Origin of the sequence: Mycobacterium sp. 1274756.6 (genome assembly GCF_001668625.1) — a bacterium.
Lineage (GTDB): Bacteria > Actinomycetota > Actinomycetes > Mycobacteriales > Mycobacteriaceae > Mycobacterium.
Genome location: NZ_LZLJ01000093.1, coordinates 137,330 through 158,868, shown reverse-complemented (window position 1 = coordinate 158,868; position 21,539 = coordinate 137,330). Strand labels below are relative to the sequence as shown.

22 protein-coding genes and 1 pseudogene are annotated in these 21,539 nt (G+C 70.7%); 12 read left to right on the top strand and 11 right to left on the bottom strand.

Annotated elements, in window-relative coordinates; translation table 11 throughout:
* The first annotated feature begins 92 nt into the window (after nt 1–92).
* A complete protein-coding gene (locus A5643_RS15420; RefSeq protein ID WP_353612574.1) occupies nt 93–3,113 on the top strand; it encodes an ATP-binding protein in 3,021 nt (1,006 codons plus the stop codon).
* A 16-nt stretch (nt 3,114–3,129) separates the two neighbouring features.
* Nucleotides 3,130–3,327: pseudogene (locus A5643_RS15415) on the top strand (SDR family NAD(P)-dependent oxidoreductase); the annotation flags it as partial.
* A gap of 125 nt (nt 3,328–3,452) precedes the next feature.
* Here A5643_RS15415 and A5643_RS15410 read toward each other — a convergent pair.
* From A5643_RS15410 to A5643_RS15395, 4 genes are read right to left on the bottom strand one after another with little or no spacing between them, the layout of a single operon-like run.
* Nucleotides 3,453–4,571: a 3-beta-hydroxysteroid dehydrogenase gene (locus A5643_RS15410; RefSeq protein WP_066858030.1), complete on the bottom strand. Its 1,119-nt coding sequence runs from the start codon at nt 4,569–4,571 to the stop codon at nt 3,453–3,455.
* 49 nt (nt 4,572–4,620) lie between these two features.
* The gene (locus A5643_RS15405) at nt 4,621–4,872 is read right to left on the bottom strand and encodes an exodeoxyribonuclease VII small subunit (protein WP_066857419.1); all 252 of its coding nucleotides are present in this window, start codon (nt 4,870–4,872) and stop codon (nt 4,621–4,623) included.
* Entirely contained in the window at nt 4,862–6,109 is a 1,248-nt protein-coding gene (gene xseA / locus A5643_RS15400) for an exodeoxyribonuclease VII large subunit (RefSeq protein ID WP_066857416.1), read from the bottom strand. Before xseA ends, A5643_RS15405 begins: the two co-directional genes overlap by 11 nt.
* Before the next feature lie 7 nt (nt 6,110–6,116).
* Nucleotides 6,117–6,695: a lipid droplet-associated protein gene (locus A5643_RS15395; RefSeq protein WP_066857413.1), complete on the bottom strand. Its 579-nt coding sequence runs from the start codon at nt 6,693–6,695 to the stop codon at nt 6,117–6,119.
* Between the two features lie 93 nt (nt 6,696–6,788).
* On the opposite strand from A5643_RS15395, the gene A5643_RS15390 reads away from it, so the two are divergent.
* Nucleotides 6,789–7,787 carry a 4-hydroxy-3-methylbut-2-enyl diphosphate reductase gene (locus A5643_RS15390; protein WP_082948989.1) on the top strand — a complete coding sequence of 333 codons (999 nt, stop codon included), beginning with the start codon at nt 6,789–6,791 and terminating at the stop codon, nt 7,785–7,787.
* Between the two features lie 121 nt (nt 7,788–7,908).
* Here the strand turns inward: A5643_RS15390 and A5643_RS15385 are convergent, their stop codons facing one another.
* The gene (locus tag A5643_RS15385; protein ID WP_066857407.1) at nt 7,909–8,943 is read right to left on the bottom strand and encodes a DUF6542 domain-containing protein; all 1,035 of its coding nucleotides are present in this window, start codon (nt 8,941–8,943) and stop codon (nt 7,909–7,911) included.
* A gap of 118 nt (nt 8,944–9,061) precedes the next feature.
* On the opposite strand from A5643_RS15385, the gene ychF reads away from it, so the two are divergent.
* Entirely contained in the window at nt 9,062–10,135 is a 1,074-nt protein-coding gene (ychF, locus tag A5643_RS15380) for a redox-regulated ATPase YchF (RefSeq protein WP_066857403.1), read from the top strand.
* Nucleotides 10,136–10,363: 228 nt separating this feature from the next.
* Here the strand turns inward: ychF and arr are convergent, their stop codons facing one another.
* On the bottom strand, nt 10,364–10,774 hold the full coding sequence (arr, locus tag A5643_RS15375) for an NAD(+)--rifampin ADP-ribosyltransferase (protein WP_066857400.1): 411 nt from the start codon (nt 10,772–10,774) through the stop codon (nt 10,364–10,366).
* Nucleotides 10,775–10,951: 177 nt separating this feature from the next.
* On the opposite strand from arr, the gene A5643_RS15370 reads away from it, so the two are divergent.
* Genes A5643_RS15370 through A5643_RS15360 form a run of 3 tightly spaced genes read left to right on the top strand, consistent with a single transcriptional unit; the run spans nt 10,952 to nt 12,508 of the window.
* Nucleotides 10,952–11,260, top strand: a complete 309-nt coding sequence (locus A5643_RS15370; protein WP_156628841.1) for a hypothetical protein — start codon at nt 10,952–10,954, stop codon at nt 11,258–11,260.
* 18 nt (nt 11,261–11,278) lie between these two features.
* Nucleotides 11,279–11,959, top strand: coding sequence for a cysteine hydrolase family protein (locus A5643_RS15365; protein ID WP_066857395.1), 681 nt, complete (start codon nt 11,279–11,281; stop codon nt 11,957–11,959).
* Between the two features lie 57 nt (nt 11,960–12,016).
* Nucleotides 12,017–12,508 (top strand): OsmC family protein, encoded by a 492-nt coding sequence (locus tag A5643_RS15360; protein WP_502686248.1) that lies wholly within the window; start codon nt 12,017–12,019, stop codon nt 12,506–12,508.
* Here the strand turns inward: A5643_RS15360 and A5643_RS15355 are convergent.
* Complete coding sequence (locus tag A5643_RS15355; protein WP_066857390.1) at nt 12,505–13,398, bottom strand: LysR family transcriptional regulator; 894 nt, start codon at nt 13,396–13,398, stop codon at nt 12,505–12,507. The genes A5643_RS15360 and A5643_RS15355 overlap by 4 nt on opposite strands.
* A 75-nt stretch (nt 13,399–13,473) precedes the next feature.
* On the opposite strand from A5643_RS15355, the gene A5643_RS15350 reads away from it, so the two are divergent.
* Nucleotides 13,474–14,715 (top strand): MFS transporter, encoded by a 1,242-nt coding sequence (locus tag A5643_RS15350; protein WP_231995610.1) that lies wholly within the window; start codon nt 13,474–13,476, stop codon nt 14,713–14,715.
* On the opposite strand, the gene A5643_RS15345 is transcribed toward A5643_RS15350, so the two are convergent.
* Nucleotides 14,676–15,371, bottom strand: a complete 696-nt coding sequence (locus A5643_RS15345; protein WP_066857387.1) for a guanylate cyclase — start codon at nt 15,369–15,371, stop codon at nt 14,676–14,678. The two genes, A5643_RS15350 and A5643_RS15345, sit on opposite strands and share 40 nt — an antisense overlap.
* Nucleotides 15,372–15,397: 26 nt before the next feature.
* Here A5643_RS15345 and A5643_RS18310 point away from each other — a divergent pair, with 26 nt between their 5' ends.
* Entirely contained in the window at nt 15,398–15,556 is a 159-nt protein-coding gene (locus tag A5643_RS18310) for a hypothetical protein (RefSeq protein WP_156628840.1), read from the top strand.
* On the opposite strand, the gene A5643_RS15340 is transcribed toward A5643_RS18310, so the two are convergent.
* Entirely contained in the window at nt 15,553–16,353 is an 801-nt protein-coding gene (locus A5643_RS15340) for an adenylate/guanylate cyclase domain-containing protein (protein ID WP_066857384.1), read from the bottom strand. The genes A5643_RS18310 and A5643_RS15340 overlap by 4 nt on opposite strands.
* Nucleotides 16,344–17,198, bottom strand: coding sequence for an alpha/beta fold hydrolase (locus A5643_RS15335; protein ID WP_066858025.1), 855 nt, complete (start codon nt 17,196–17,198; stop codon nt 16,344–16,346). Before A5643_RS15335 ends, A5643_RS15340 begins: the two co-directional genes overlap by 10 nt.
* 120 nt (nt 17,199–17,318) lie before the next feature.
* On the opposite strand from A5643_RS15335, the gene A5643_RS15330 reads away from it, so the two are divergent.
* The 3 genes from A5643_RS15330 to A5643_RS15320 are packed head-to-tail and all read left to right on the top strand — an operon-like array spanning nt 17,319 to nt 20,025.
* Nucleotides 17,319–18,233: an alpha/beta fold hydrolase gene (locus A5643_RS15330; protein WP_066857381.1), complete on the top strand. Its 915-nt coding sequence runs from the start codon at nt 17,319–17,321 to the stop codon at nt 18,231–18,233.
* A gap of 9 nt (nt 18,234–18,242) precedes the next feature.
* Nucleotides 18,243–19,472, top strand: a complete 1,230-nt coding sequence (locus A5643_RS15325; protein ID WP_156628839.1) for a WS/DGAT domain-containing protein — start codon at nt 18,243–18,245, stop codon at nt 19,470–19,472.
* Nucleotides 19,473–19,506: 34 nt separating this feature from the next.
* On the top strand, nt 19,507–20,025 hold the full coding sequence (locus A5643_RS15320) for a DoxX family protein (protein WP_066857379.1): 519 nt from the start codon (nt 19,507–19,509) through the stop codon (nt 20,023–20,025).
* Here the strand turns inward: A5643_RS15320 and A5643_RS15315 are convergent.
* Nucleotides 20,009–21,418 (bottom strand): short-chain fatty acyl-CoA regulator family protein, encoded by a 1,410-nt coding sequence (locus A5643_RS15315; protein WP_082949015.1) that lies wholly within the window; start codon nt 21,416–21,418, stop codon nt 20,009–20,011. The genes A5643_RS15320 and A5643_RS15315 overlap by 17 nt on opposite strands.
* Nucleotides 21,419–21,539 lie beyond the last annotated feature (121 nt).

Sequence of the window (21,539 nt, the reverse complement as noted above, 5' to 3'; positions counted from 1 at the left end):
CGTGCGGCACCGAGCCGCTGAAGAACGCCCGGTTCTGCCACTCCTGTGGGGCGCCGGTCGCTGCGGTCGCCGGCCCCGCGGAGTACAAGCAGGTGACGGTGTTGTTCGCCGACGTGGTGCGCTCGATGGATCTCGCCGCAGCCGTGGGGGCCGAGCGGTTGCGCGAGATCATGACGGGCTTGTTCGGCCGGTGTGCGGCCGTGGTCCGGCGCTACGGCGGAACGGTCGACAAGTTCACCGGTGACGGCATCATGGCGGTGTTCGGGGCGCCGATGATGTTGGAGGATCATGCCTACCGCGCCTGTCTGGCGGCGCTGGAGATGCAAGCTGCCCGCGACGTCGGGCTGCAGTTGCGAGTCGGTTTGAACTCGGGCCAAGTGGTGGCGGGCGAGATCGGCCCGGGCAGTTACACCGCGATCGGTGAGCAGGTCGGGCTGGCCCAGCGGATGGAATCGGTGGCGCCGCCGGGCGGGATCATGCTCAGCGAGTCGACGGCGCGGCTGGTCGCCGAGATCGCCACCCTCGGTGAGCCGGAACAGGTGCATATCAAGGGGGTCGTCGAGCCGGTACCGGCGTATCGGCTGCTGGCGGGCTCGCCGGACGGTCGACGTACCGGGCGGCAGGATCCGGCGCTCGTCGGCCGCGCCTGGGAGCTGAGCGCACTGACCGGAATGCTGGACGCGGCAACCGGAGGCAGTGGTTGCGTAGTCGGGGTGGTGGGCCCGGCCGGTATCGGGAAGAGTCGTCTCGCGCGCGAGGTCGTCACCGTCGCCCGCCGCCACCACGTCGACGTGTTCGCCACCTACTGCGAGGCGCATGCCCGCGAGATTCCCTTCAGTACGGTGGTTCCGCTGTTGCGCACCGCTTTCGGACTCGACCAGCTCGGTCATGCAGCGGCCCGGGCACGGATCAGGGAGCGGGCACCGGATGCCGATCCGCAGGACCTGCTGCTGCTCGACGATCTGCTCGGAATCGCCGAGAGTGGCACCGAGTTGCCGGCGATCGACCCCGACGCGCGGCGTCGGCGCTTGACCCGGCTGGTCAACACCTTGTCCTTGGCCCGCGCGACGCCGGCGATGTTCGTCATCGAAGACGTGCATTGGATCGACGACGTCAGCGAATTGCTGCTCGCGGATTTCCTCGCCGTGATCCCCCAGACCCCGTCATTGGTGCTGATCACCTACCGAACCGAATACCGCGGCGTTCTGACCCGCGCACCGAACTCGCAGACGATCTCGCTCGGGCCGCTGACCACGTCTCAGTCGGCGACACTGGCAACCGAGTTGATCGGCCGGCACCCGTCGGCTGCGGCACTCGCAGCGCAGGTAGCCGAACGGGCTGCGGGAAATCCCTTCTTCGCCGAGGAGTTGGTGCGCGATCTCGCCGAACGGGGTGTGCTGGCGGGCAGTCGGGGCAGCTACATCGGTCGCGCCGACCACCGTCACGCGGTGGTGCCGGCCACTGTGCAGGCCACCATCGGGGCTCGCATCGACCGCCTGGAAGTCGCCGCCAAGCAAACCCTGAACGCTGCTGCCGTGATCGGACTGCGTTTCAGCGCAGAGCAGTTGTCGTTCTTGGATGACCGGCCGCAGATCGAGGCATTGCTGGACGCCGAGTTGATCGACCAGTTCCGGTTCACTCCGCACGCGGAGTATGCCTTCCATCACCCGCTGATCCGCACGGTCGCCTACGAGTCGCAGCTGCAATCGACGCGGGCCGAGCTGCATCGGCGACTGGCGCTCGCCATCCAACGGGGCCAGCCGGATTCGGTGGACGAGAATGCCGCTCTGATAGCCGAGCATCTCGAGGCCGCCGGTGATCTGCCGGCCGCTTTCGACTGGCACATGCGTTCCGGCGGGTGGGCGCAGTACCGCGACGTCAGGGCGGCCCGGCTGAGCTGGGAGCGCGCTCGCATGGTCGCCGACCGGCTGCCCATCGATGACCCGGATCGGATCGCGAAGGGTATCGGCCCGCGTATCTTGCTGTGTGGCAGCACCTGGCGGGTCAGTGGCACGATCTCCGAAACCGGATTCGATGAATTGCGTGATCTCGCTAGCGCCGCCGGCGACCAAGTGTCCTTGGCGTTGGCCATGGCGGGACTGGCGACTGTCATGACCTTCCACAATCGGTTTCGGGAAGCGGCACAGGTCTCCGCCGAGTGCGCCGGCTTGCTCGAGTCGATCCACGACCCCGCCTTGACGGTGGCGCTCAGCGTCGCCCTGAGCAACGGCCTGTGGCAGTCCGGTCAGGTCGCGGACAGTCTCCGGTTGGCGCAACGTGCCATCGACTGGGCGGAAGGCGACGCCACCAAAGGGAATTTGACCGTCGGTTCGCCGCTGGCACTGGCACTGGCGTTGCGGGGTTCCAGCCGTTATTGTCTGGGCCTTCCCGGCTGGCGGAAGGACCTCGATCACGCCATCGAAATGGCGCGTCGGATCGATCCGACCTCCTATGCTGCCGCTGAGTCATGGAAGTACGGCTTCCCCTTGCACATCGGCGTGTCGTTACCGGATCAGGTGGCCGACCGGGAAACCGCGGAGGCACTGCAACTCGCCGACCGGGCCGGCGACGACTTCGCCGTCGATGGCGCGACGATATGCCGCGGCCTCTTTCTCATCCGTCGCGGCGGTGACCACCGTGATGCGGGATTTGCGCTGTTGAGCCGGTGGCGCGACGGTCAACTCAAGCACGGCTACGGTCAGAACGTCGTCCGCACCGCCGACATCGAGATCGCTCGGGAGAAAGCCAGGACCGGCGAGGTGGACGATGCCGTCGATCTGGCCCGGGCCGCCGTCGACTACCTATTCGACTCGGGCGAGATGATCACCCGCGGGGAAGCCACCCGCGTCTTCGTGGAGGCCCTGCTGCTCCGTGGGGCAACCGCTGACCTCGCCGAGGCGCAAGCTGCTATCAACCGTCTGGCAGCGGTGCCGACCGATCCAGGGTTCGTGTTGTTCGAGGTTCCGTTGCTGCGGCTGCGGGCACTGCTGGCCCGCGCGAAAGGTGAGGAAGCCGGCTACCGTGACCTCGCGGCACGCTACCTGGCCCGGTCCGTCGCCGCCGATTTTCAGGGGCACATCGCGTTGGCGGAGACGATGTCTGGCCAGCACTGACCGGCGTGCAGGCGGGTTGCATGACTACGAACGCACCATGGCCATCAACTACCTGGCCGGTGTCGGCCTAACCCTGCGTCTGCTGCCCGAGATGCGCCGCCGCGGTGGCGGGCACGTCGTGCACAGTTCCTCCATCGGGGCGCTGTCGAACCTTCCGACGTTTTCGGCCTACGTCGGCTCGAAAGCCGCGCTGGACGCCTTCTTCCGGATCGCGGCATGAAGTGAACAATCCGCTCGGCTCGCTGACCGCGCTGGCCGACCCGGTGATGCCGGACACCTCCACCCGGCTCACCAGCCGCAGGCGCCGCCACGTCCACGGCGCCTGACGGCCGGGTCGGCTCACTCCGGTGGGGCCGGGGCCACCACCGTGACCGGGTGCTTGGCGGTTTCGGCCTTGACCTTCTCGAACAGCTCCATGTAGTAGGGCAGGCAGCGCTGCATCGCCTGCTCGGTGGTGTAGAGCGGCTCGTAGCCCAGGTCGCGGCGGGCCTTGGCGATGGAGAAGTAGTTGTCGATGTAGAGCCGTTCCACCGCGCCGGGCTCCACCAGCGGGGCGGGCAACCCGAACCGGTAGTGCGCCCACTGCCAGGCCGCCATCGCGGCGCGCACCGGCGCGCCGGGCACCCGCAGCTTCGGGAAGGGCTGGCCGCAGGCCTCCATCACCGGTCGGGCGAACTCGAACATGTTGATCGGCTCGCCGTCGTTGATGAAGTAGGCCTGCCCGGGTGCGGTGCCGCCGGGCACCAGGTGCTCGGCGGCCAGGATGAACCCGTGCAGCAGGTTGTCGATGTAGGAGTTGTCCAGCTTGGCGTTCTTGCCGCCGATGAGCACCTTGACCTGACCGGAGAGCATGTTCTCGAACAGCCGTCGGAACATGGTCTGGTCACCGTCGCCCCAGATGCCTGACGGCCGGATGGCGCAGGTCAGCATGCCGGCACCGTCGGTGGAGTTGGCGTCGAGCACGAACTTCTCCGCGACCACCTTGGTCTCGGTGTACAGGTCGTTGTACTCGGTGGTGTAGGGCATGGTCTCGTCGCCGTTGCGGATCCGCTTGCGGCCGCCCATCACCACACTGTTGGAGGAGGTGTAGACGAACCGCTGCACCCCGGCCAACTGACCGGCCTCCACCAGATTCTTGGTGCCGTCGACGTTGATCGCGAAGCTGCGCCGCCGGATCTCCTCGGTGACCTTGGCGCCGCCGGCCAGGTCGATGATCGCGGCGGTGTGGAAGACGGTGTCGACGCCCTCGACCGCGGCGGCCACCGTCTCCGGGTTGGTGATGTCGCCCTCGAGCACCTGCAGCTTGGGGTGTTTGTCCAGCGGTGAGGCGGCCAGGTCGAACGAGCGGACCTGATGGCCGCGGTCCAGCAGCGTCCGCACCAGGTTGGCGCCGACGAAGCCGGACCCGCCGGTGACCAGGCAGCGGCCGAGCTCGGTGGTCAGTGATGCATCACCCATGGCGGGGAGCATAACTGAAACGCGTTCCAGAATGACGATTTCGCATCGGTCAGTCCCCGTCGGATTCGGCGTCGCCCAGCGCCTCGGCGACCCGTTGCCGCGCCCCCGCCAGGTGCTCCTCACAGCGCTTGGCCAGCGCTTCTCCGCGCTCCCACAGCGCCAGGGACTCGTCCAGGCTCAGCCCGCCCTCCTCGAGGCGGCGCACCACGTCGATCAACTCGTCGCGGCAGTCCTCGTAGCCGAGTTCACTCATGGCTCTAGCCGACGCGTCCGGCGTCTCACCCGGATCCTTACTCGCCATCGGTGCTCCCCTCACTCGTCGCCGCCAGGGCGCCGTCGCCGACCCGGATCCGCAGCCGGGTGCCGGCCGGCGCCGCCCGCACCGACCGCAGCACGGTGGCCGGGCCGTCGTCGTCGGGCACGGTCTGGACCAGGGCGTAGCCGCGGGCCAGGGTCGCCGCCGGCCCCAACGAGCCCAGCCGGGCGCTCAGGTGCTCGATCCGGTCGGTCTCGCGGTCGACCAACCGGGTGATGTCGCGGCGGATGGCGCCGCGGGCACGGTGCACCTCCTCGGTGCGGGCGCTCAGGGCGGACAGCGGGTCGGCGAGGACCGGGCGCCCGCGCAGCTGGGCCAGTACCCGCTGCTCGCGGCTGACCCAGTTGTGCAGCGCGCGAGCACTGCGGCGCCGCAGGTCGTCGAGCAGCTCCTGTTCGGCGGCGGTGTCGGGCACGATCCGCTTGGCGGCGTCGGTGGGGGTGGCCGCCCGCAGGTCGGCGACCAGGTCGCACAGCGGGTTGTCCGGTTCGTGGCCGACGGCGCTGACCACCGGGGTGGTGCAGGCCGCGATCGCGCGGCAGAGCGTCTCGTCGGAGAACGGCAGCAGGTCCTCCACGCTGCCGCCGCCGCGGGCCAGCACGATCACCGCCACCTCCGGGTCGGCGTCGAGACCGCGCAGCGCCGCCACGATCTGCGCGACCGCGTTGGGCCCCTGCACCGCGGTGTTGCGGATCGCGAAGCGCACCGCCGGCCAGCGCGCGGCGGCCACCGCGGTGACGTCGCGTTCGGCGGCGCTGGCCCGGCCGGTGATCAGCCCGACGGTGCCGGGCAGGAACGGCAGCGGACGCTTGAGCCGCGGGTCGAACAGGCCCTCGGCGTCCAGCAGGCGGCGCAGCCGTTCGATGCGGGCCAACAGTTCGCCGATGCCCACCGCGCGGATCTCACTGATCCGTAGCGAGAAGGTGCCGCGACCGGTGTAGAAGTTGGGTTTGCCGCAGACCACCACCTGGGTGCCCTCAGTCAGCGGGACCGGGGCGCCGGCCAGCAGGTCACGGCTGCAGGTCACGGTCAGCGACATGTCGGCGGCCGGGTCGCGCAGCACCATGAACACGGTGCGGGCCTGGGCGCGCACGTTGATCTGGGTCAGTTGGCCTTCCACCCACACCGAACCCAGGCGGTCGATCCAGCCCGCGATCCGTACGGCTACCGCCCGGACGGGGAACGGGTGCTCGGCCGACCCGCCCTGCGCGGGTCCGGTCATCGGCCGGTCACTTAGCCGACGTGCGGGTGATCCTGTTGGCGAGCAGCGTCTGGAATGGCGCCCGCGCCTTGGTGGCCTCCTCGTAGGCGAGCAGGTCCTGCAGTTGCTCCACGCTGAGCGAGGTCAGCCGGGCCCGCAGCTGCGCCAGGGTCAGCCCCGAGTAGTTCAGCTCGGCGACCACCGCCGGGGCGGAGGCATCCGGGTCGGCCGGCGTCTCGGTGCTCGCGGCCGGCTCGGGCTGGCCCTCGGCGGTCGAGTACAGCGCGAAGCGGCCCTCGGTGCGCCGCTCCCCGTTGGCCGGCGCGGTGTCGGCCGGGGCGGGGTCGTCCGACGCGTCGGGCAGATCCTCGTCGAACGTGGCCCACTCGGGCTGCTCGTCCTTGGGCGGGAAGATCGTCTCCAAGGTGGCGTCGCCCTTGATCGCCAACTCCGCCAGGTTCTGCTGCGCCATCATCACCATGTGCGCCGCCTGGCTGGCCAGTGTCATCGGATACATCAAGATCGTGCGCGGCAGCTTGCGGGTCTCCTCGACGGCGATCGTCGCGGCACCCACCAGCAGCCGGACCCCATACGGTGCAGTAGCCATGTGTCAAGAGTGCCTTAACCTGCCGTGTAGGCCAAACAGCGGCCCACCGCAGCCGGTGGCGGTCGGGCCGCGCCGGAACGTAGGCTGGGCACCATGCCGCCTACCGTCAACATGGGAATTCCCGGTGCGGCCAGTTCTCTCATCGAACCTCCGACCGGGAAACGAGTACTGCTGGCCGAGCCGCGGGGCTACTGCGCCGGTGTCGACCGCGCCGTGGAGACGGTGGAACGTGCGTTGGAGAAACACGGCGCACCGGTCTACGTCCGACACGAGATCGTCCACAACCGTCACGTGGTCGACACCCTGGCCAAAGCCGGGGCGGTGTTCGTCGACGAGACCGACGAGGTCCCCGAGGGCGCCATCGTGGTGTTCTCCGCGCACGGGGTGGCGCCGACCGTCCGTGAGTCGGCCGCCGAGCGCGAACTGCAGGTCATCGACGCCACCTGCCCGCTGGTCACCAAGGTGCACAACGAGGCCAAGCGCTTCGCCCGCGACGACTACGACATCCTGCTGATCGGGCACGAGGGCCATGAGGAGGTCATCGGGACCGCCGGTGAGGCCCCCGACCACGTGCAGCTGGTCGACGGCCCGGATGCGGTGGACTCGGTGGTCGTGCGCGACGTGAACAAGGTGGTGTGGCTGTCGCAGACCACCCTCAGCGTCGACGAGACCATGGAGATCGTGCACCGGCTGCGGGAGCGGTTCCCGACGCTGCAGGACCCACCCAGCGACGACATCTGCTACGCCACCCAGAACCGGCAGACCGCGGTCAAGGCGATGGCCCCGGAGTGCGACCTGTTCATCGTCGTCGGCTCCAGCAACTCGTCGAACTCGATGCGGCTGGTCGAGGTGGCGCTGGGGGCGGGCTGCCCGTCGGCGCACCTGGTCGACTACGCCGGCGACATCCAAGAGGCCTGGCTGGAGGGCGTGCAGTCGGTGGGAGTGACCTCCGGCGCGTCGGTGCCCGAGGTGCTGGTTCGCGGGGTGTTAGAGAGGCTCGCCGAACACGGCTACGACACCGTGCAGCCGGTGACCACCGCCAACGAGACGCTGGTGTTCGCGCTGCCGCGGGAGATCCGCGCGCCGCGGTAGACCCGCCGCTGAACCGGCATTGCGACCGGCATCGCGCGTTGATTCTGCGCTGAGCACGGAAAAGTGCGAGTGGGTCGTTTGGTGTACGCAGAATCGACGCGCGCTGAACCGGTCGAGCGGCTCAGATGTCGAATTCCCAGGCGTCGGCGCCGCGCGTCGAGCGCGGTTCGGGCGCCCCTCGGTATCGGACCCGGGAAACCGGGTGGTGGGTGCCGTTGTCGGCCGGGGTGGGCACGCGCGGGCGGCGCGGCGGCGGCGCCCATTCCGAGGCGGAGTCGTAACGGCCGGTGCGTCGCTCGTAGCCGCCGGTGCGCGGTTCCCGCGGCATCTCGCGGGGGGCGGGGCGGCGACGCGGCGGCGGCACCGCCTCGGTCGGGTCGTACTGACGGCGTGGCCGTGGCCGACGGGACCGCTCGGCGGTGCCGGCGGTGTCCCGGGTGCGTTGCCGGCGCCGCCGCTCGGCGCGGGCGTCGGCAGTCTCGTCGACCGGTGGGCGGGGACGACGACTCCGGGCCGGCCGCTCAGCGGCGTCGGGGCGGGGCCGGCGTCGGCGGCTGGGCGGTTCGTCGGCCGACCGGTCGAGGGTGTGGCGGCGCACCCGGCGGCCCGTCGAGGTGGGTTCGGCGCCGCCACCCCAGATCGAGCGCAGCTTCGCCGCGATCCCCGCCAGTGGGCTCGCCGAGGGGGTCTCCTCGGCGGGAACATCGGCCGTTGTGGCCGGGGAGGTCAGCCGCAGCAGCCAGCGGATCACACCGATCAGCAGCACCAGCGCGGAGGTGAACAGCATCAGCGGGAACCGCTCGATCAGCGGGTAACCGCAGTTGATCAGTAGGTTGCGCAGCCCGCCGTAGCTCGACCCGTGGAACACGAAGTACGCGCCGGGCACGGCGCAGAACAGGATCAGCGGCGGCTGGATGACCGCGGTGAACACCCCCGACTGGCGCACCGCGAGGACGGCGCCGACACAGCCGAGGACGTAGAAGGTGGCGAAGATTCCGCTGAGTTGCTTGCCGCCGGTGGTGGCGTCGAACCCGAAGCCGATCAGCGTCATCGTCGCGGCCATGAGCACCGCTGCCCACCACGGAACCCCGGCGACACCGGGGTGGATGGAACGGTGATCGGCGGGCACCGCCCACCGGGCACGCTGTGCTGACACAGGTAGACCGTACCGGCTGGGCGGGCGGTGACGCCGCATCGAGGCCTCAGGTGTGGCGCACACCCCAGCCCGCCGGCGGCAGAGGACACCGGCGTCGGACCGATAGACTCTGGTCCCTGTGAGCTTGAGCCTGGGGATCGTGGGACTGCCCAACGTGGGCAAGTCGACATTGTTCAACGCCTTGACCCGCAACGACGTGCTGGCCGCGAACTACCCGTTCGCCACCATCGAACCCAACGAGGGCGTGGTGCCGCTACCCGATCCGCGGCTGGGGAAGCTGGCGGAGATCTTCGGCTCCGAACGGGTCCTGCCGGCGCCGGTGACGTTCGTCGACATCGCCGGCATCGTCAAAGGCGCCTCGGAGGGGGCTGGGCTGGGCAACAAGTTCCTGGCCAACATCCGCGAGTGCGACGCGATCTGCCAGGTGGTGCGGGTGTTCTCCGACGACGACGTCACCCACGTCGACGGCAAGGTCGACCCGAAGGCCGACATCGAGGTCATCGCCACCGAGCTGATCCTGGCCGACCTGCAGACCCTTGAGCGGGCGCTGGGCCGGCTGGAGAAGGAGGCCCGCACCCACAAGGACCGCCGGCCGGTCTATGAGGCGGCGCTGGCCGCCCAGAAGGTGCTCGACGGCGGCACGACGCTGTTCGCCGCCGGTGTCGACACCACCTTGCTGCGGGAGTTGAACCTGCTGACCGGCAAGCCGTTCCTGTACGTGTTCAACGCCGACGAGGCGGTGCTGACCGACGAGGCGCGGATCGCGGAGCTGCGCGAGCTGGTCGCCCCGGCCGACGCGGTCTTCCTCGACGCCAAGATCGAGTCCGAGCTCGTCGAACTCGACGACGAGTCGGCGATGGAGTTGCTGGAGTCGATCGGGCAGACCGAACGCGGCCTGGACGCGTTGGCGCGGGCCGGATTCCACACGCTGCGGTTGCAGACCTTCCTGACCGCCGGGCCGAAGGAGGCGCGGGCCTGGACCATCCGGCAGGGCGACACCGCGCCGAAGGCCGCCGGGGTCATCCACACCGATTTCGAGAAGGGCTTCATCAAAGCCGAGACGGTCTCCTTCGACGACCTGGTCGAGGCTGGGTCGATGGCCGCGGCCAAGGCGGCGGGCAAGGTGCGGATGGAGGGCAAGGACTACGTGATGGCCGACGGGGACGTGGTGGAGTTCCGGTTCAACGTGTAGGCGGATCTGCGCATCGCCGCGATCACTCCGTTGACGTGCGCGTAACCGCGCCGGGGCGCTTGTCGTTTGTCGGTTGACCGTGTCGAGGTCGCTTTGTCGGCGAGTCCCGCTGGTCAGGGCTGGTCATCCCTGAAATCGACACGGTGACGGCGCAAAAGACCGATTTTTTCCGCCTATACGTCCATTTGGACGTCGATTTCAGGGGTTATCGCCAGCGCCGATGGTTCGTCAGTTGATGATCTCGTCGCGCTCCTCCGCGCGCAACGCGGCCAGCCGGTCGCGCCAGTCCTGGAGGGCCGCGGGCGACAGTCGCGGCCAGTCGTGGACTTCGGCGAGGACCCGGAGTGGCTCTGTGCTGCGGTAGGAGCGGGTCGGATTGCCGGGGAACTTCTTGTCGGTGACGTTCGGGTCGTTCTCGAACGCACCGGTCGGTTCGACCAGGTACACCCGTGGGGTGCCGGGTCCGGCCGCTAGTTCGGCAGCCAGCCCGGCGCCGTCGCGCACGGCGGTGAAATAGATGTGGTTCATGGTGATTTCGGGCCGGTAGTTGGAGCGAAAGCCCGCGGTGAGCAGCTCTCCGACCGCCAGTTCGGCCTTGGTGCCGTGGTAGAAGGGGCCGTCGTCCAGCACCGGATCCATCGCATCAGGCTATCGGGGAAAGGGGGGCGTTCGCGCCGTCAGGTCGCCCGTCGCCGCGACGGCTAGGGCACGGCCCGGTCCAGCGGGGCAGCGCACCGCGTCACTTCCGGAAAGCCGATCACCAGGTGTGTCCCGGCCGTGACCGCAACGTGACGGCCATCGCGCACCCTCGTGGACATGGCGGCGGTCGAGGCGATCTATCTCGTGGCGGCCGTGCTGTGGATTCTGGTGGTTTCCGCCGCGGTGATCGTCGGATGCCGCGTTGCGCTCACCGTGCGCAGAAAGCGCCGCCGGGTGCAGCGGTGGGCGGACGCGGTGCGGGCGCCGCTCGCGGTCGGTGCCGGGGTGCTGGTGTCGCTGCGTGGCGGGCGCCGACCCGCACCTGCCCGGATCCCGGCTGGTGTCGTACTTCAGTTGCAGCGCTTGGCGCGCCAGCGCCCCCCGGCCCGGTGGGCCGCGCTGCCCGCCGGCGCCAAACGACGCTGAGCAGAGGGAGGGACGCGGATGATCGATTACACCGGCCCGCAGTGGGACACCGCCGCGTTGCTGGTGATCGATCTGCAGCGCGACTTCCTCGACGACGGCGTGGCGCCGATCCCGGGCACTAGCGCGGTGGTGCCCGCCGTAGCGACGCTGGCCGCTGCCTTTCGCGCGGCGCGCCGGCCGATCGCCCACATCGTCCGGTTGTACGAGCCGGGTGGCTCGGACGTTGACCTGCCCCGCCGCGGCGCCATCGAAGCCGGTGCGCGGATCGCCGCACCCGGAACAGATGGCGCGGAGATCGCCGCGGGCGTCGCGCCGCCGGCCACCCAGCTGGATGCCGCCACTCTGCTGGCCGGGGGAGTGCAACCGGTCGGTGAGCGTGAAGTGGTGGTCTTCAAACCCCGCTGGAGTGCGTTCCACCGCACCGGGCTGGCCAACTGGCTGGCGCAGCATGACTGCGACACGGTCGTCGTCGCCGGCTGCAACCTGCCGAACTGCCCCCGCGCCACCCTGTTCGACGGCAGCGAGCGTGACCTGCGCACCGTGCTGGTCACCGACGCGGTCTCGCAGACCAGCCCCGAGCGGCTCGCCGACCTGGCCGGCATCGGCGTCTCGCTGCGCACCGCGGTAGAGGTGACGCGCGCGCTCGCCGGCACCGTGCCCCCGGGCGCCGGGCCGGGCGTGCAGATCGCGGGTGGCTGAATTACGCTCTGCCGAACCAACAGGGAGGGTGAATCAGTGACCACCTCAACGAACCACATCGCCGATCTGATCGCCGGCACCGAGGCGGCCGTGACCGCCGACCCGGCCAACGCGCAGGCGGTGTTCAAGGCCGAGGCGATCGCCCACGACGCGGTGGCCAGCACCGTCACCCTGGGCAAGTACCGCATCGAGGTCGACGAGCCGCCCGCCCTCGGCGGGGAGAACACCGCCCCCAACCCGGTCGAGTACTACCTGGCGTCCCTGCTGTCCTGCCAGGTGGTCACCTGGCGGTTCTGGGCGGAGAAACTCGGCATCGCGGTCGAGGACATCACCGCCCGCGCCGAAGGCGACCTGGACGTGCGCGGCTTCTTCGGGTTCGACGACGCGGTTCGTGCCGGATTCAACGAGGTCCGGGTGGTCGTGACGGTGAGCGGCCCGGAAACCCCCGAGCGTTACCGGGAACTGCACGAGGCGGTCGAGGCGCACTGCCCGGTGTTGGATCTGACCCGCAACCCGACCCCGGTGCGCACCACGCTGGAAACCCGCTAGCCCGAACCGCCCGGCAGCAGCGACAGAAACGCCCGCGCCGCGGGGTTGGTGGGCACCGCGGTCCGGCCGGCCAGCGCCAGCCGGCGGGTCGGGGGCTCGCCGGCCGCCCCGACCGGCGCCAGCCGCACGACCGGCAGCGCACTGAGCCGGGCCACCGGTTCGGGAACGACCGCCACCCCCAGCCCGTGCCGCACCAGGCTCAGCGCCTGATCCATCTGGCTGGTGCGAAACGCGATCCGCCGCGCCACCGCGGCCTCGGCGAACAGCGCCTCGACCGCGGTCTGCAACCCCAGGCCGGCCTGGAACTCCACGAACGGCTGATCGGCCAACTCCGGCAGCGCCACGGTGGCGCGCGTGGCCAGGGGGTGTTCGTCACCGACGACGAGCACCAGATCCTCCGGGTAGTCGCGCAGCGCCACCAGCCGGGCGGGCAGCGGGGCGGCGTCGAGGGCCACGAACGCCAGATCCAGGTCGCCGTCGTCGAGCGCGGCCAGCAGATCCAGGGTCGGCGCCTCACGCAACAGCACCTGCACGCCGGGATGGCGGGCGTGCAGGCGCGCGATCGTGGCCGGCAGGTCCACCGCGGTGAAGGTCTGCACCACTCCCAACGCCAGCTGGCCGGCCTCCGGGTCGCGCACCGCGGCCACCGCCGCCTCGGCGGCCTCGACCGCCCGCAACACCCGGCGGGCATGCTCGAGCAGCACCCGCCCCGCCGCGGTCAGCACGACCGAGCGAGTGGTCCGCTCGAAGACCGCCACCCCCAACTCCCGCTCCAGGGCGCGCACCGAAGCGCTGAGGCCCGACTGGGAGATGTGCAGCTCGGCGGCGGCCTGAGTGAAATGTCCGGTTTCGGCGACCGCGACGAAGTGCTGCAGCTGCCTGACGTCCATAAATAAATGTTAGTTGTTAAATCCACAAGATTGAGTTGTTTTACATCAAAGTTGCGGGCGGGGAGCATGGGTCGCATGTCCCGCAACACCACCGCCCCCCGCATGGATCGCCGCCTGGTCCTGGTCATGGCGATCACCTCCGGGCTGGTGGTGGCCAACAGCTACTACGCCCAACCGCTGGTCGGCACCATCGCCGACCACTTCGGCGCGTCGACGACCAGCGTCGGGCTGATCGTCACCGCCAGCCAGGTCGGCTACGCCATCGGCCTGGCGCTGTTGGTGCCGCTCGGGGACCTGATGGAGCGACGCCGGCTGCTGACCGTGATGCTCGTCGCCACCGCCGGCTGCCTGCTGGCCATGGCGTTCGCCCCGAGCTGGCCGGTGCTGGCCGCGGCCGCGATCCTGGTCGGGCTCGGCTCGGTGGTCGGGCAGGTGCTGGTTCCGTTCGCCGCCACCCTGGCCTACGAGGAGGAGCGCGGCCGGGTCATCGGCAGCGTCATGACCGGCCTGCTGCTGGGGATCCTGCTGTCCCGGGTGGTCGCCGGCCTGATCGCCGGTGCCGCCGGCTGGCGCGCGGTCTTCGTCGTCGCCGCGGTGCTCATGGTGGTCGCCTGCGCGCTGGTGCGCACCCTGCCGGTGCGCGCCCCCGAGGTGCGCATGAGCTACGGCAAGCTGCTCGCCTCGGTCGTCGAGATCGTCCGCGAGGAGCCGGTGCTGCGGCTGCGGATGTGGTACGGCATGCTCACCTACGCCTGCTTCGGGGTGTTCTGGACCAGCGTCGGGTTCATCCTCGCCGGCGGGAACTACCACTGGTCGGACACCAAGATCGGGCTGTTCACCCTGTTCGGTGTCGCCGGGGCGGTCGCCGCCAAATTCGCCGGCGCGCTGGCCGACCGCGGCTACGCGCAGGTCCAGACCGGGGCGTTCGTGGCGCTGACCGCGCTGAGCTTTCTGCTGCTGTGGATCGGCGAAGCCCACGTGGTGGCGCTGGCGGTGGGGGTGGCGCTGCTGGACCTGGGGATCCAGGGCACCCACATCACCAACCAGAGCGTGTTCTACCCGCTTCGCCCCGAGGCGCGCAGCCGGCTCAACACCGCCTACATGACCAGCTACTTCGCCGCCGGCTCGGTGGGCAGTGTGGCATCCGCGGTGATCTACGGCGCCTTCGGCTGGGGTGCGGTGTGCCTGCTGGGTGCGGCGTTCCCGGTGCTCGGCACCGCGATCTGGGCGGCGGAGATGGCGCGGTCAGGCGCCGCGGAGCGGTCCGCGGTCGCCGATCAGCGTGCCAGCACCTCGATCTCGGCGCCCAGCCGGTAACCCGGCACCAGCGGCAGGAGGTCGCCACTCCAGAACGTGCCCGGGTCGAACCAGCTCGAATCCTTGCCGGTGTCGATCAACCCCATCTCCTCATAGGTGATCGCGACCGTCTCCGCGCAGTAGGCGCTGCGGAGTCCGGTGTCGCGCCGGCGCGCCTTGCGTCGCTGGGAGACCTCCCGAACCTTCTTGTCCACGAACGGGATTCCGCGGGTCCAATCGTCGGGCGCCGGCAGCCGGCCCCGAAACCACCGGGCGGTCAACCGCGCGGTCGACGGGAACGGTGTGCCGTTCATCCGGGCGATGACCCGCAGCAGCCGATCCTCCTGCGCGCGAGTGGCATAGGGCGTCAGCTGCCGCAGCCAGCACCGCTGCCCGTAGCGACCCATCCACTGCTCGACCGCCTCACGGGCGTCGTTGAGTTGCACGCCGCGGTGATGCGTTCCGGTCCACACGTCCAGCAGCTTCTGGCCCAGTTCGGCATGCCACATCAGCGGCGGCAGATCGTCGATGGCCACCGTCATCCCGACATGGTTCACCGGGGCGTTCGACAACGTCTGGATGGCGCGGTCCGGGCCGGAACTGCCCCGGAACAGCCAGATGTCGCCGGTGCGGGTCTCGTCCAACGCGCGGCTCAGGCTCACGGTGCTCGCGGTCACCCCAGCACTGTAGGCAGACTGTGCCCATGCGCAAGTTCTGGAAGTGGCTGGGGTTGGCCGGTGTCGGGGGCGTCGCCGCCGGTGGGGTGCTGGTCGCGCGCGACCAGCGGCGCCGCAAGTCCTACACCGCCGAGGAGGTCCGCTCCCGACTCCACCAGCGGCTGGCCGAAAGCCAGGAACGCTAAAGCGCCACCGGATACAGCCGGTGGCTGCCGCTGAAGCCCTTCAGCTCGGTGTCGTAGCCCTCGGCGAAGTCGATGTCGTCCAGGTCGGCAAGCGCGGTGCGCACCGGCTCGCTCACCAGGATCTCGCCGCCCTCAGCAGCGGCGGCCACCCGCGCGGCCATCGCGACGTTGCGGCCGAACAGGTCGTCGCCGCGACGCACCGAACGGCCCAGGTGCGCCCCGATCCGGACCCGAAACCCGTTGCGCCGCGAGCCTAACGACTCCTGGATCGCGATCGCGCAACGCAGGGCGGGCTCCGGCGCGGAGAACGCGATCATGAAACCGTCACCCTGCCCCTTGACCACCAGGCCGCCGTGGTCATCGACCAGCCCGCGCACCAGCTTGTCGTGCGCGGCGATCAGCTTCACCCAGGCGCGATCGCCGATGCGCTCGTTGAGGGCGGTGGAGCCCTCGATGTCGGTGAACAGCAACACCACGGTGCCGTCACCGGCCACCCGGGCCAGATCGGGCCGCTCCACCTGCGCCCAGCCGGCCAGATCCTCGATGGAGCTGCGCACCGCGGCGCCGAACCCCTCCCGGCGCACCAGGTTGGCGGTCTGCCACACCGTTTTGACCGCCTCCCGGCCCCCGGAGAGCAGCAGGGAGCGGGCACCGAAGCGCTGCCGCAGCCGATCGGCCTCCGCGCGGCTCTGCGCCAGCCGACCCGATCCGACCCGCCACAGCACCACCAGCGCGACGGCCTCGGCCACCGCGACGGCAGCCAGCGCCCACACCGCGACCGTCACGGTCACCCCGATCCGGAGACGAAATCCACCACCGCGGCGCTGAACGCGTCGTTGTCGTCACCGGCCGCGGTGTGGCCGGCGGCGCCGAGCTCGACGAACTCCGCGGCCGGCACCTTCGCCAGGAAATCCGTCACCCCGGCCGTGCTCACCACATCGGAGAGCTTGCCGCGGATCAGCAGGATCGGAATCGTCAGCGCCATCACCGCACGCTCGAGTTTCGCGGTGCGCAACGCGGGGTCGTCGCCGGGCTTGGTCAACAACGCCGGATCCCAATGCCAATACCAGCGCCCGTCCCGCTCCCGCAGGTTCTTCTTCAACCCCTCGGTGCTGTCCGGGCGGGGCCGGTGTGGCAGGTAGGCGGCGATCGCGTCGGCGGCCTCGTCCAAGGTGGCGAACCCGTCGACGTGGCGGGCCATGAAATCCCGGATCCGGGCGCTGCCGCTCTTCTCGAACCGCGGGACCACGTCGACGAGCACCAGCCGGGTCACCCGCTGAGGGCCCGCCTGCTCGGCGGCCAGGATCGCGGTGAGCCCGCCCAGGCTGGCACCGACCAGCGCCACCGGGCCGTCGATGGCGTCGATGACGGCGAGCACATCGTCGGCCAGCGTTTCGATCGCATAGTCGGCGCCGGGGGAGCGGTCACTGTCGCCGTGCCCGCGGCTGTCGAGGGCGACGACGGGAAAGCCCCGCCCGGCGAGCACCTGCCCGGTCTTCTTCCAGGAGAACCGGTTCTGCCCGCCCCCGTGCAGCAACAGCACCGTCGGTCGCCGCCCGTCGACGGCGGTGCGGTTCCACTCGTCGGCGGCGAGCAGCACCCCGTCCGCACCGGTGTACTGGGTGGTCTGCGGCTGGGCCATCCGCTCACCGTAGCGCCCGGCGCCCGGGGCCGAACCGACCGCCACCACGGCGTGCGCGAGACGCCGCCCATGGGTTCTAATCGGGGGACAGCGAAGCGACGTGAGGCGGGCAGGCGAGTGATGACCGAACCGGACTGGATCGACGTTGCACCGACCGACGCCGCCCCGGTGGCGCTCAAAGCGCTGAGTTGGGGGCCGGCCGAGGGGCCGCTCGCGCTGTGCTTGCACGGCTTCCCCGACACCGCCTACGGATGGCGCAACCTGGCGCCGCGGCTGGTCGAGGCTGGCTACCGGGTGGTGGCGCCGTTCATGCGCGGCTACGCCCCCTCGGCGATCGCCGAGGACGGCGCCTACCACATCGGCGCGTTGATGGACGACGCGCTGCGGGTGCGGGAGGCGGCCGGCGGCACCGCCGACGACGTGGTGATCGGCCACGATTGGGGGGCGATCGCGGCCACCGGCCTGGCCGCACTGCCCGACAGCCCGTTCACCAAAGCGGTGGTCATGTCGGTTCCGCCGGTGGCGGCGTTCCGCGCGCCCGCGGCGCTCTCCGAACGGCTGCGGCTGGCCGGTCTGCTGCCCGCGCAGGCGCTGCGCAGCTGGTACATCGGCTTCTTCCAGCTGCCGGTGTTGCCGGAGCGGGCGGCGGCCCGAGTGGTCCCGCTGTTGTGGCGGCGCTGGTCACCCGGCTACGACGCCAGCGACGACCTGCGCCACGTCGACGCCGCGATCGGCACCCCCGAGGGCTGGCGCGCGGCACTCGGGCCCTACCGGGCCACGATCCGCAACACCCGGCCCCCGGCGCGCTACGCCGAACTGCACCGGCACTGGCAGTCGCCGCCGCGCCTGCCGACGCTGTATCTGCACGGCCGCGACGACGGCTGCATGACCGCCGACTTCGTGCCCTGGGCCGGCCGGGTGCTCCCACCCGGCAGCGATGCGCAGGTCATCGACCACGCCGGGCATTTCCTGCAGCTTGAGGCCGCCGACCGGGTGGGGGACGCGGTGCTGGCGTTCCTCGGCGCGCGCGGCTGAGCCGGCGTCGTGCCGGCGCACCCGATGGCCGCCGTGGACGCCCAGTTCCATTGGATGGCCGCGAAAATCCCCAGCGACCAGTTCCTGCTCTACGCCTTCGCCGGAGCCCCCGCCCGGTTCGACCGGGCCGTCGAGGACCTTGAGTGGCGGGCCCGCGCCTGCCCGGCGCTGACGGTGCGGGTCGATGACGGTGGCCCGCTGAGCTATCCGCGCTGGGTGCCTGGCACACCGGCGCCCGCGGTGGTGCACGGGCTCGACGACGCCGGCTGGACCGGCTGCCTGGACGCGGTGGCCGCCCTGGCCGACCGCCAGCTGGACGTGCACGACATGCCCTGGCGCCTGCACCTGTTCCCGGAGGTGGAGCTGTCCGGCGCCGGCACCGGGACGGTCGGCGTGCTGCAGATCGCCCACGCGCTGGCCGACGGTGGTCGTGCCTCGGCGTTGGCCGCCTGGCTGTTCGGTCGGCCCGACCAGGTGCCCGACGTGCCGAGCGCCCCGCGCGGGTTTCTGCCCTGGCGGGCGCTGCAGGCCGCCCGCGCCCATCGCCGCCTCGAACACGACATCGCCGCGGGCCGCATCGCCGCCAGATCCGGGTCCCGGCCGTTGCTGAGCACCAACACCCGACCGGACGGCCCGCGCACCCTGCGCACCATCGTCCGGCGCCGCGCCGAGCTGGGCGGGCCGACCGTCACCGTCGCGGTGCTGACCGCGGTGAGCACCGCGCTGGCCGGCTATCTCGACGAGCCGACGGACGCGGCCGGCGCGGAGGTGCCGATGGCCAAACCCGGTCCGCGCCTGGCCAACAACCACTTCCACAACGTCAGCGTCGGGCTGCACCCGCGGCTCGCCCCGCCGCAACGCGCGCAGCGCATCGCCGCCGAACTGGCCGCCGCGCGTCGCCGCGCCGAGCACCCGGCTACCGCCGCCGCCGATCGGGCGTTCGCCACCGTGCCCGCCGCGTTGTTGCGCTGGGGCGTCGGCCGCTTCGACGCGGCCGCCCGCCCGGAGCGGGTCTCGGGCAACACCGTGGTCTCCAGCGTCCATCGGGGCCCGGCCGACCTGCGATTCGGTGACGCCCCGGTGGTTTTGACCGCCGGTTATCCGGCGCTGTCACCGGCGATGGGTCTGACCCACGGCGTGCACGGCATCGGCGACACCGTGGCGATCAGCGTCCATGCCGCCCATTCCGCGCTCGGTGATGTCGACGCCTATCTGCGCCACCTGGACGCGGCGCTGTAGCCGGCTGCCGGCCCGGACCATTACCGTGGCGACCATGAGCACCGACACCGCACTCGACACCGCCCTGTTGCTCCTGCGCCTCCTGCTCGGCTTGACGCTGGCCGCCCACGGGTTGAACAAATTCTTCGGCGGCGGCCGGATTCCCGGCACCGCCAACTGGTTCGAGAGCATCGGGATGAAGCCGGGCCGCTTCCACGCGTTGGCCGCGGCGACCACCGAAACCGCCGCCGGCCTGGGGCTGGCCGCCGGCCTGCTCACCCCGATCCCGGCCGCCGGGTTCGTCGCACTGATGGTGGTGGCCGCCTGGACGGTCCACCGCCCCAACGGATTTTTCATCGTGGGCGGCGGCTGGGAATACACCTTGGTGTTGGCCGGCGCAGCGGTGGCGGTGGCGATGCTCGGCGCCGGGCGCTACAGCCTGGACTGGCTGATCTTCGGCCACAACTGGGCGGCCGGCTGGTGCGGGCTGCTGATCGCGGCGGGACTCGGGCTGGCCGGTGCGCTCGGCCAGCTGGTGCTCTTCTACCGGCCCACGGTCAGCCAGGACGGGTAGCCGGCGAGTACGGCAGCCCACTGCTGGTGTTCTCGTCCACCACGACCGGCCGGCCCAGGTAGGGAAAGGCGCGCTGGGCGCATGCCGGGCGGCTGCAGATCTTGCAGCCGGCTCCGATCGGCACCGCGGTCGACGGATCGTCGAGCGCCACCCCGGTGGAGTAGACCAGTTGATCGGCGTGCGCCAGGTCGCAACCCAGGCCGATCGCGAAACTCTTCTGCTGCCCCAGGTATCCGCGCGGCTCGGGGGTGGTGGTCTTGGCGATCCAGAAATAGGAGCGGCCGTCGGGCATCTGCGCCACCTGGGTGACCAGGCGCCCCGGCTGGGCGAACGCGTCGTGCACCACCCACCGCGGGCAGCTGCCGCCGACCCGGCTGAAATGAAACGCGGTGGCCGACTGCCGCTTCGAGATGTTGCCGGCTTTGTCGGTGCGCACGAAGATGAACGGCACACCGCGCAGCTGCGGACGCTGCAGGGTGGACAGCCGATGGCACACGGTCTCGAACCCCACCTCGAACCGGCGGGCCAACAGATCGATGTCGTAACGCAACTCGGTCGCCGCCCGGTGAAACTCGGTGTAGGGCAGCAGAAACGCCCCGGCGAAGTAATTGGCCAGCCCGATGCGCGCCACACCGCGGGCCTCGGTGCTCAACTGCGCATCCTCGGCCAGGATCGCCGAGATCAGCTCCGCCTGGCTGAGCAGGGCCAGTTGGGTGGCGATCTGGAAGGCGCGCTGCCCGGGCAGCAGCCAGTGGGCGATCCGCAACACCTTGCCGGCCGCATCGAAGTGCCGCTTGGTCTGTTCGCCGAGACCGGTGTCGACGTGGACGACGATGCCGTAGCGCTCGGCCATCAACTCGGCGAGCTGGATATCCAGACCGCCGATGCGCATGCCGTTGTCGCGGAACATCTGCTCGGCGGCGGCATCGAGGTCGGCGATGTAGTTGCTGCGGTCGTAGAAGAAGTCGCGCACCTCCTCGAACGGCATCGGCCCGTCGGGGGCCGGGTCGGCGGCGGCGCGGAACCGGTAGCCCTCCAGTTCGTCGCTGGCATCGCGAAGCCGGCGGTGCATAGTCACCACGGCGCGGCCCAGCTCGGGCATGCGGGCCACCAGCTCCTCGATCTGGCTGCCGGTCGCCGGGTGCTCACCCGCCTCGGCGGTGAACACCTCGGCCAGGTCGGCCGCCAGCCGCGCATCGGTGTCGGGCGAGAAATAGTGGGCGGGCAGATCGAAGCGCTCGGTCAACACCAGCAGCACCGACACCGTCAGCGGACGCTGGTCGTTCTCCAGCTGGTTGACGTAGCTGGCCGACAGATCCAGCGCCCGGGCCATGGCCACCTGGGTGAGCCCGCGCTCCTCGCGCAACCGGCGCAGCCGGGCGCCGGAGAACATCTTCGCCACGGTCGAACCCTACCGCGAGCGACGTTCACAAAATTCGCAAACGGTGCCGGTTGAGGACGCAATAATCCACAGCAACAGGGGGCTTCCGGAAGCGTCAATCGTGCATATGGTG

What these genes read in the sequence shown, in the direction of transcription:
- A5643_RS15410 (WP_066858030.1), bottom strand. Translation starts at nt 4,571, where the DNA reads ATGGGTGATGCATCACTGACCACCGAGCTCGGCCGCTGCCTGGTCACC.
- A5643_RS15405 (WP_066857419.1), bottom strand. Translation starts at nt 4,872, where the DNA reads ATGGCGAGTAAGGATCCGGGTGAGACGCCGGACGCGTCGGCTAGAGCC.
- xseA (WP_066857416.1), bottom strand. Translation starts at nt 6,109, where the DNA reads ATGACCGGACCCGCGCAGGGCGGGTCGGCCGAGCACCCGTTCCCCGTC.
- A5643_RS15395 (WP_066857413.1), bottom strand. Translation starts at nt 6,695, where the DNA reads ATGGCTACTGCACCGTATGGGGTCCGGCTGCTGGTGGGTGCCGCGACG.
- A5643_RS15390 (WP_082948989.1), top strand. Translation starts at nt 6,789, where the DNA reads ATGCCGCCTACCGTCAACATGGGAATTCCCGGTGCGGCCAGTTCTCTC.
- arr (WP_066857400.1), bottom strand. Translation starts at nt 10,774, where the DNA reads ATGGATCCGGTGCTGGACGACGGCCCCTTCTACCACGGCACCAAGGCC.
- A5643_RS15370 (WP_156628841.1), top strand. Translation starts at nt 10,952, where the DNA reads ATGGCGGCGGTCGAGGCGATCTATCTCGTGGCGGCCGTGCTGTGGATT.
- A5643_RS15365 (WP_066857395.1), top strand. Translation starts at nt 11,279, where the DNA reads ATGATCGATTACACCGGCCCGCAGTGGGACACCGCCGCGTTGCTGGTG.
- A5643_RS15355 (WP_066857390.1), bottom strand. Translation starts at nt 13,398, where the DNA reads ATGGACGTCAGGCAGCTGCAGCACTTCGTCGCGGTCGCCGAAACCGGA.
- A5643_RS15350 (WP_231995610.1), top strand. Translation starts at nt 13,474, where the DNA reads ATGTCCCGCAACACCACCGCCCCCCGCATGGATCGCCGCCTGGTCCTG.
- A5643_RS18310 (WP_156628840.1), top strand. Translation starts at nt 15,398, where the DNA reads ATGCGCAAGTTCTGGAAGTGGCTGGGGTTGGCCGGTGTCGGGGGCGTC.
- A5643_RS15335 (WP_066858025.1), bottom strand. Translation starts at nt 17,198, where the DNA reads ATGGCCCAGCCGCAGACCACCCAGTACACCGGTGCGGACGGGGTGCTG.
- A5643_RS15330 (WP_066857381.1), top strand. Translation starts at nt 17,319, where the DNA reads ATGACCGAACCGGACTGGATCGACGTTGCACCGACCGACGCCGCCCCG.
- A5643_RS15320 (WP_066857379.1), top strand. Translation starts at nt 19,507, where the DNA reads ATGAGCACCGACACCGCACTCGACACCGCCCTGTTGCTCCTGCGCCTC.
- A5643_RS15315 (WP_082949015.1), bottom strand. Translation starts at nt 21,418, where the DNA reads ATGTTCTCCGGCGCCCGGCTGCGCCGGTTGCGCGAGGAGCGCGGGCTC.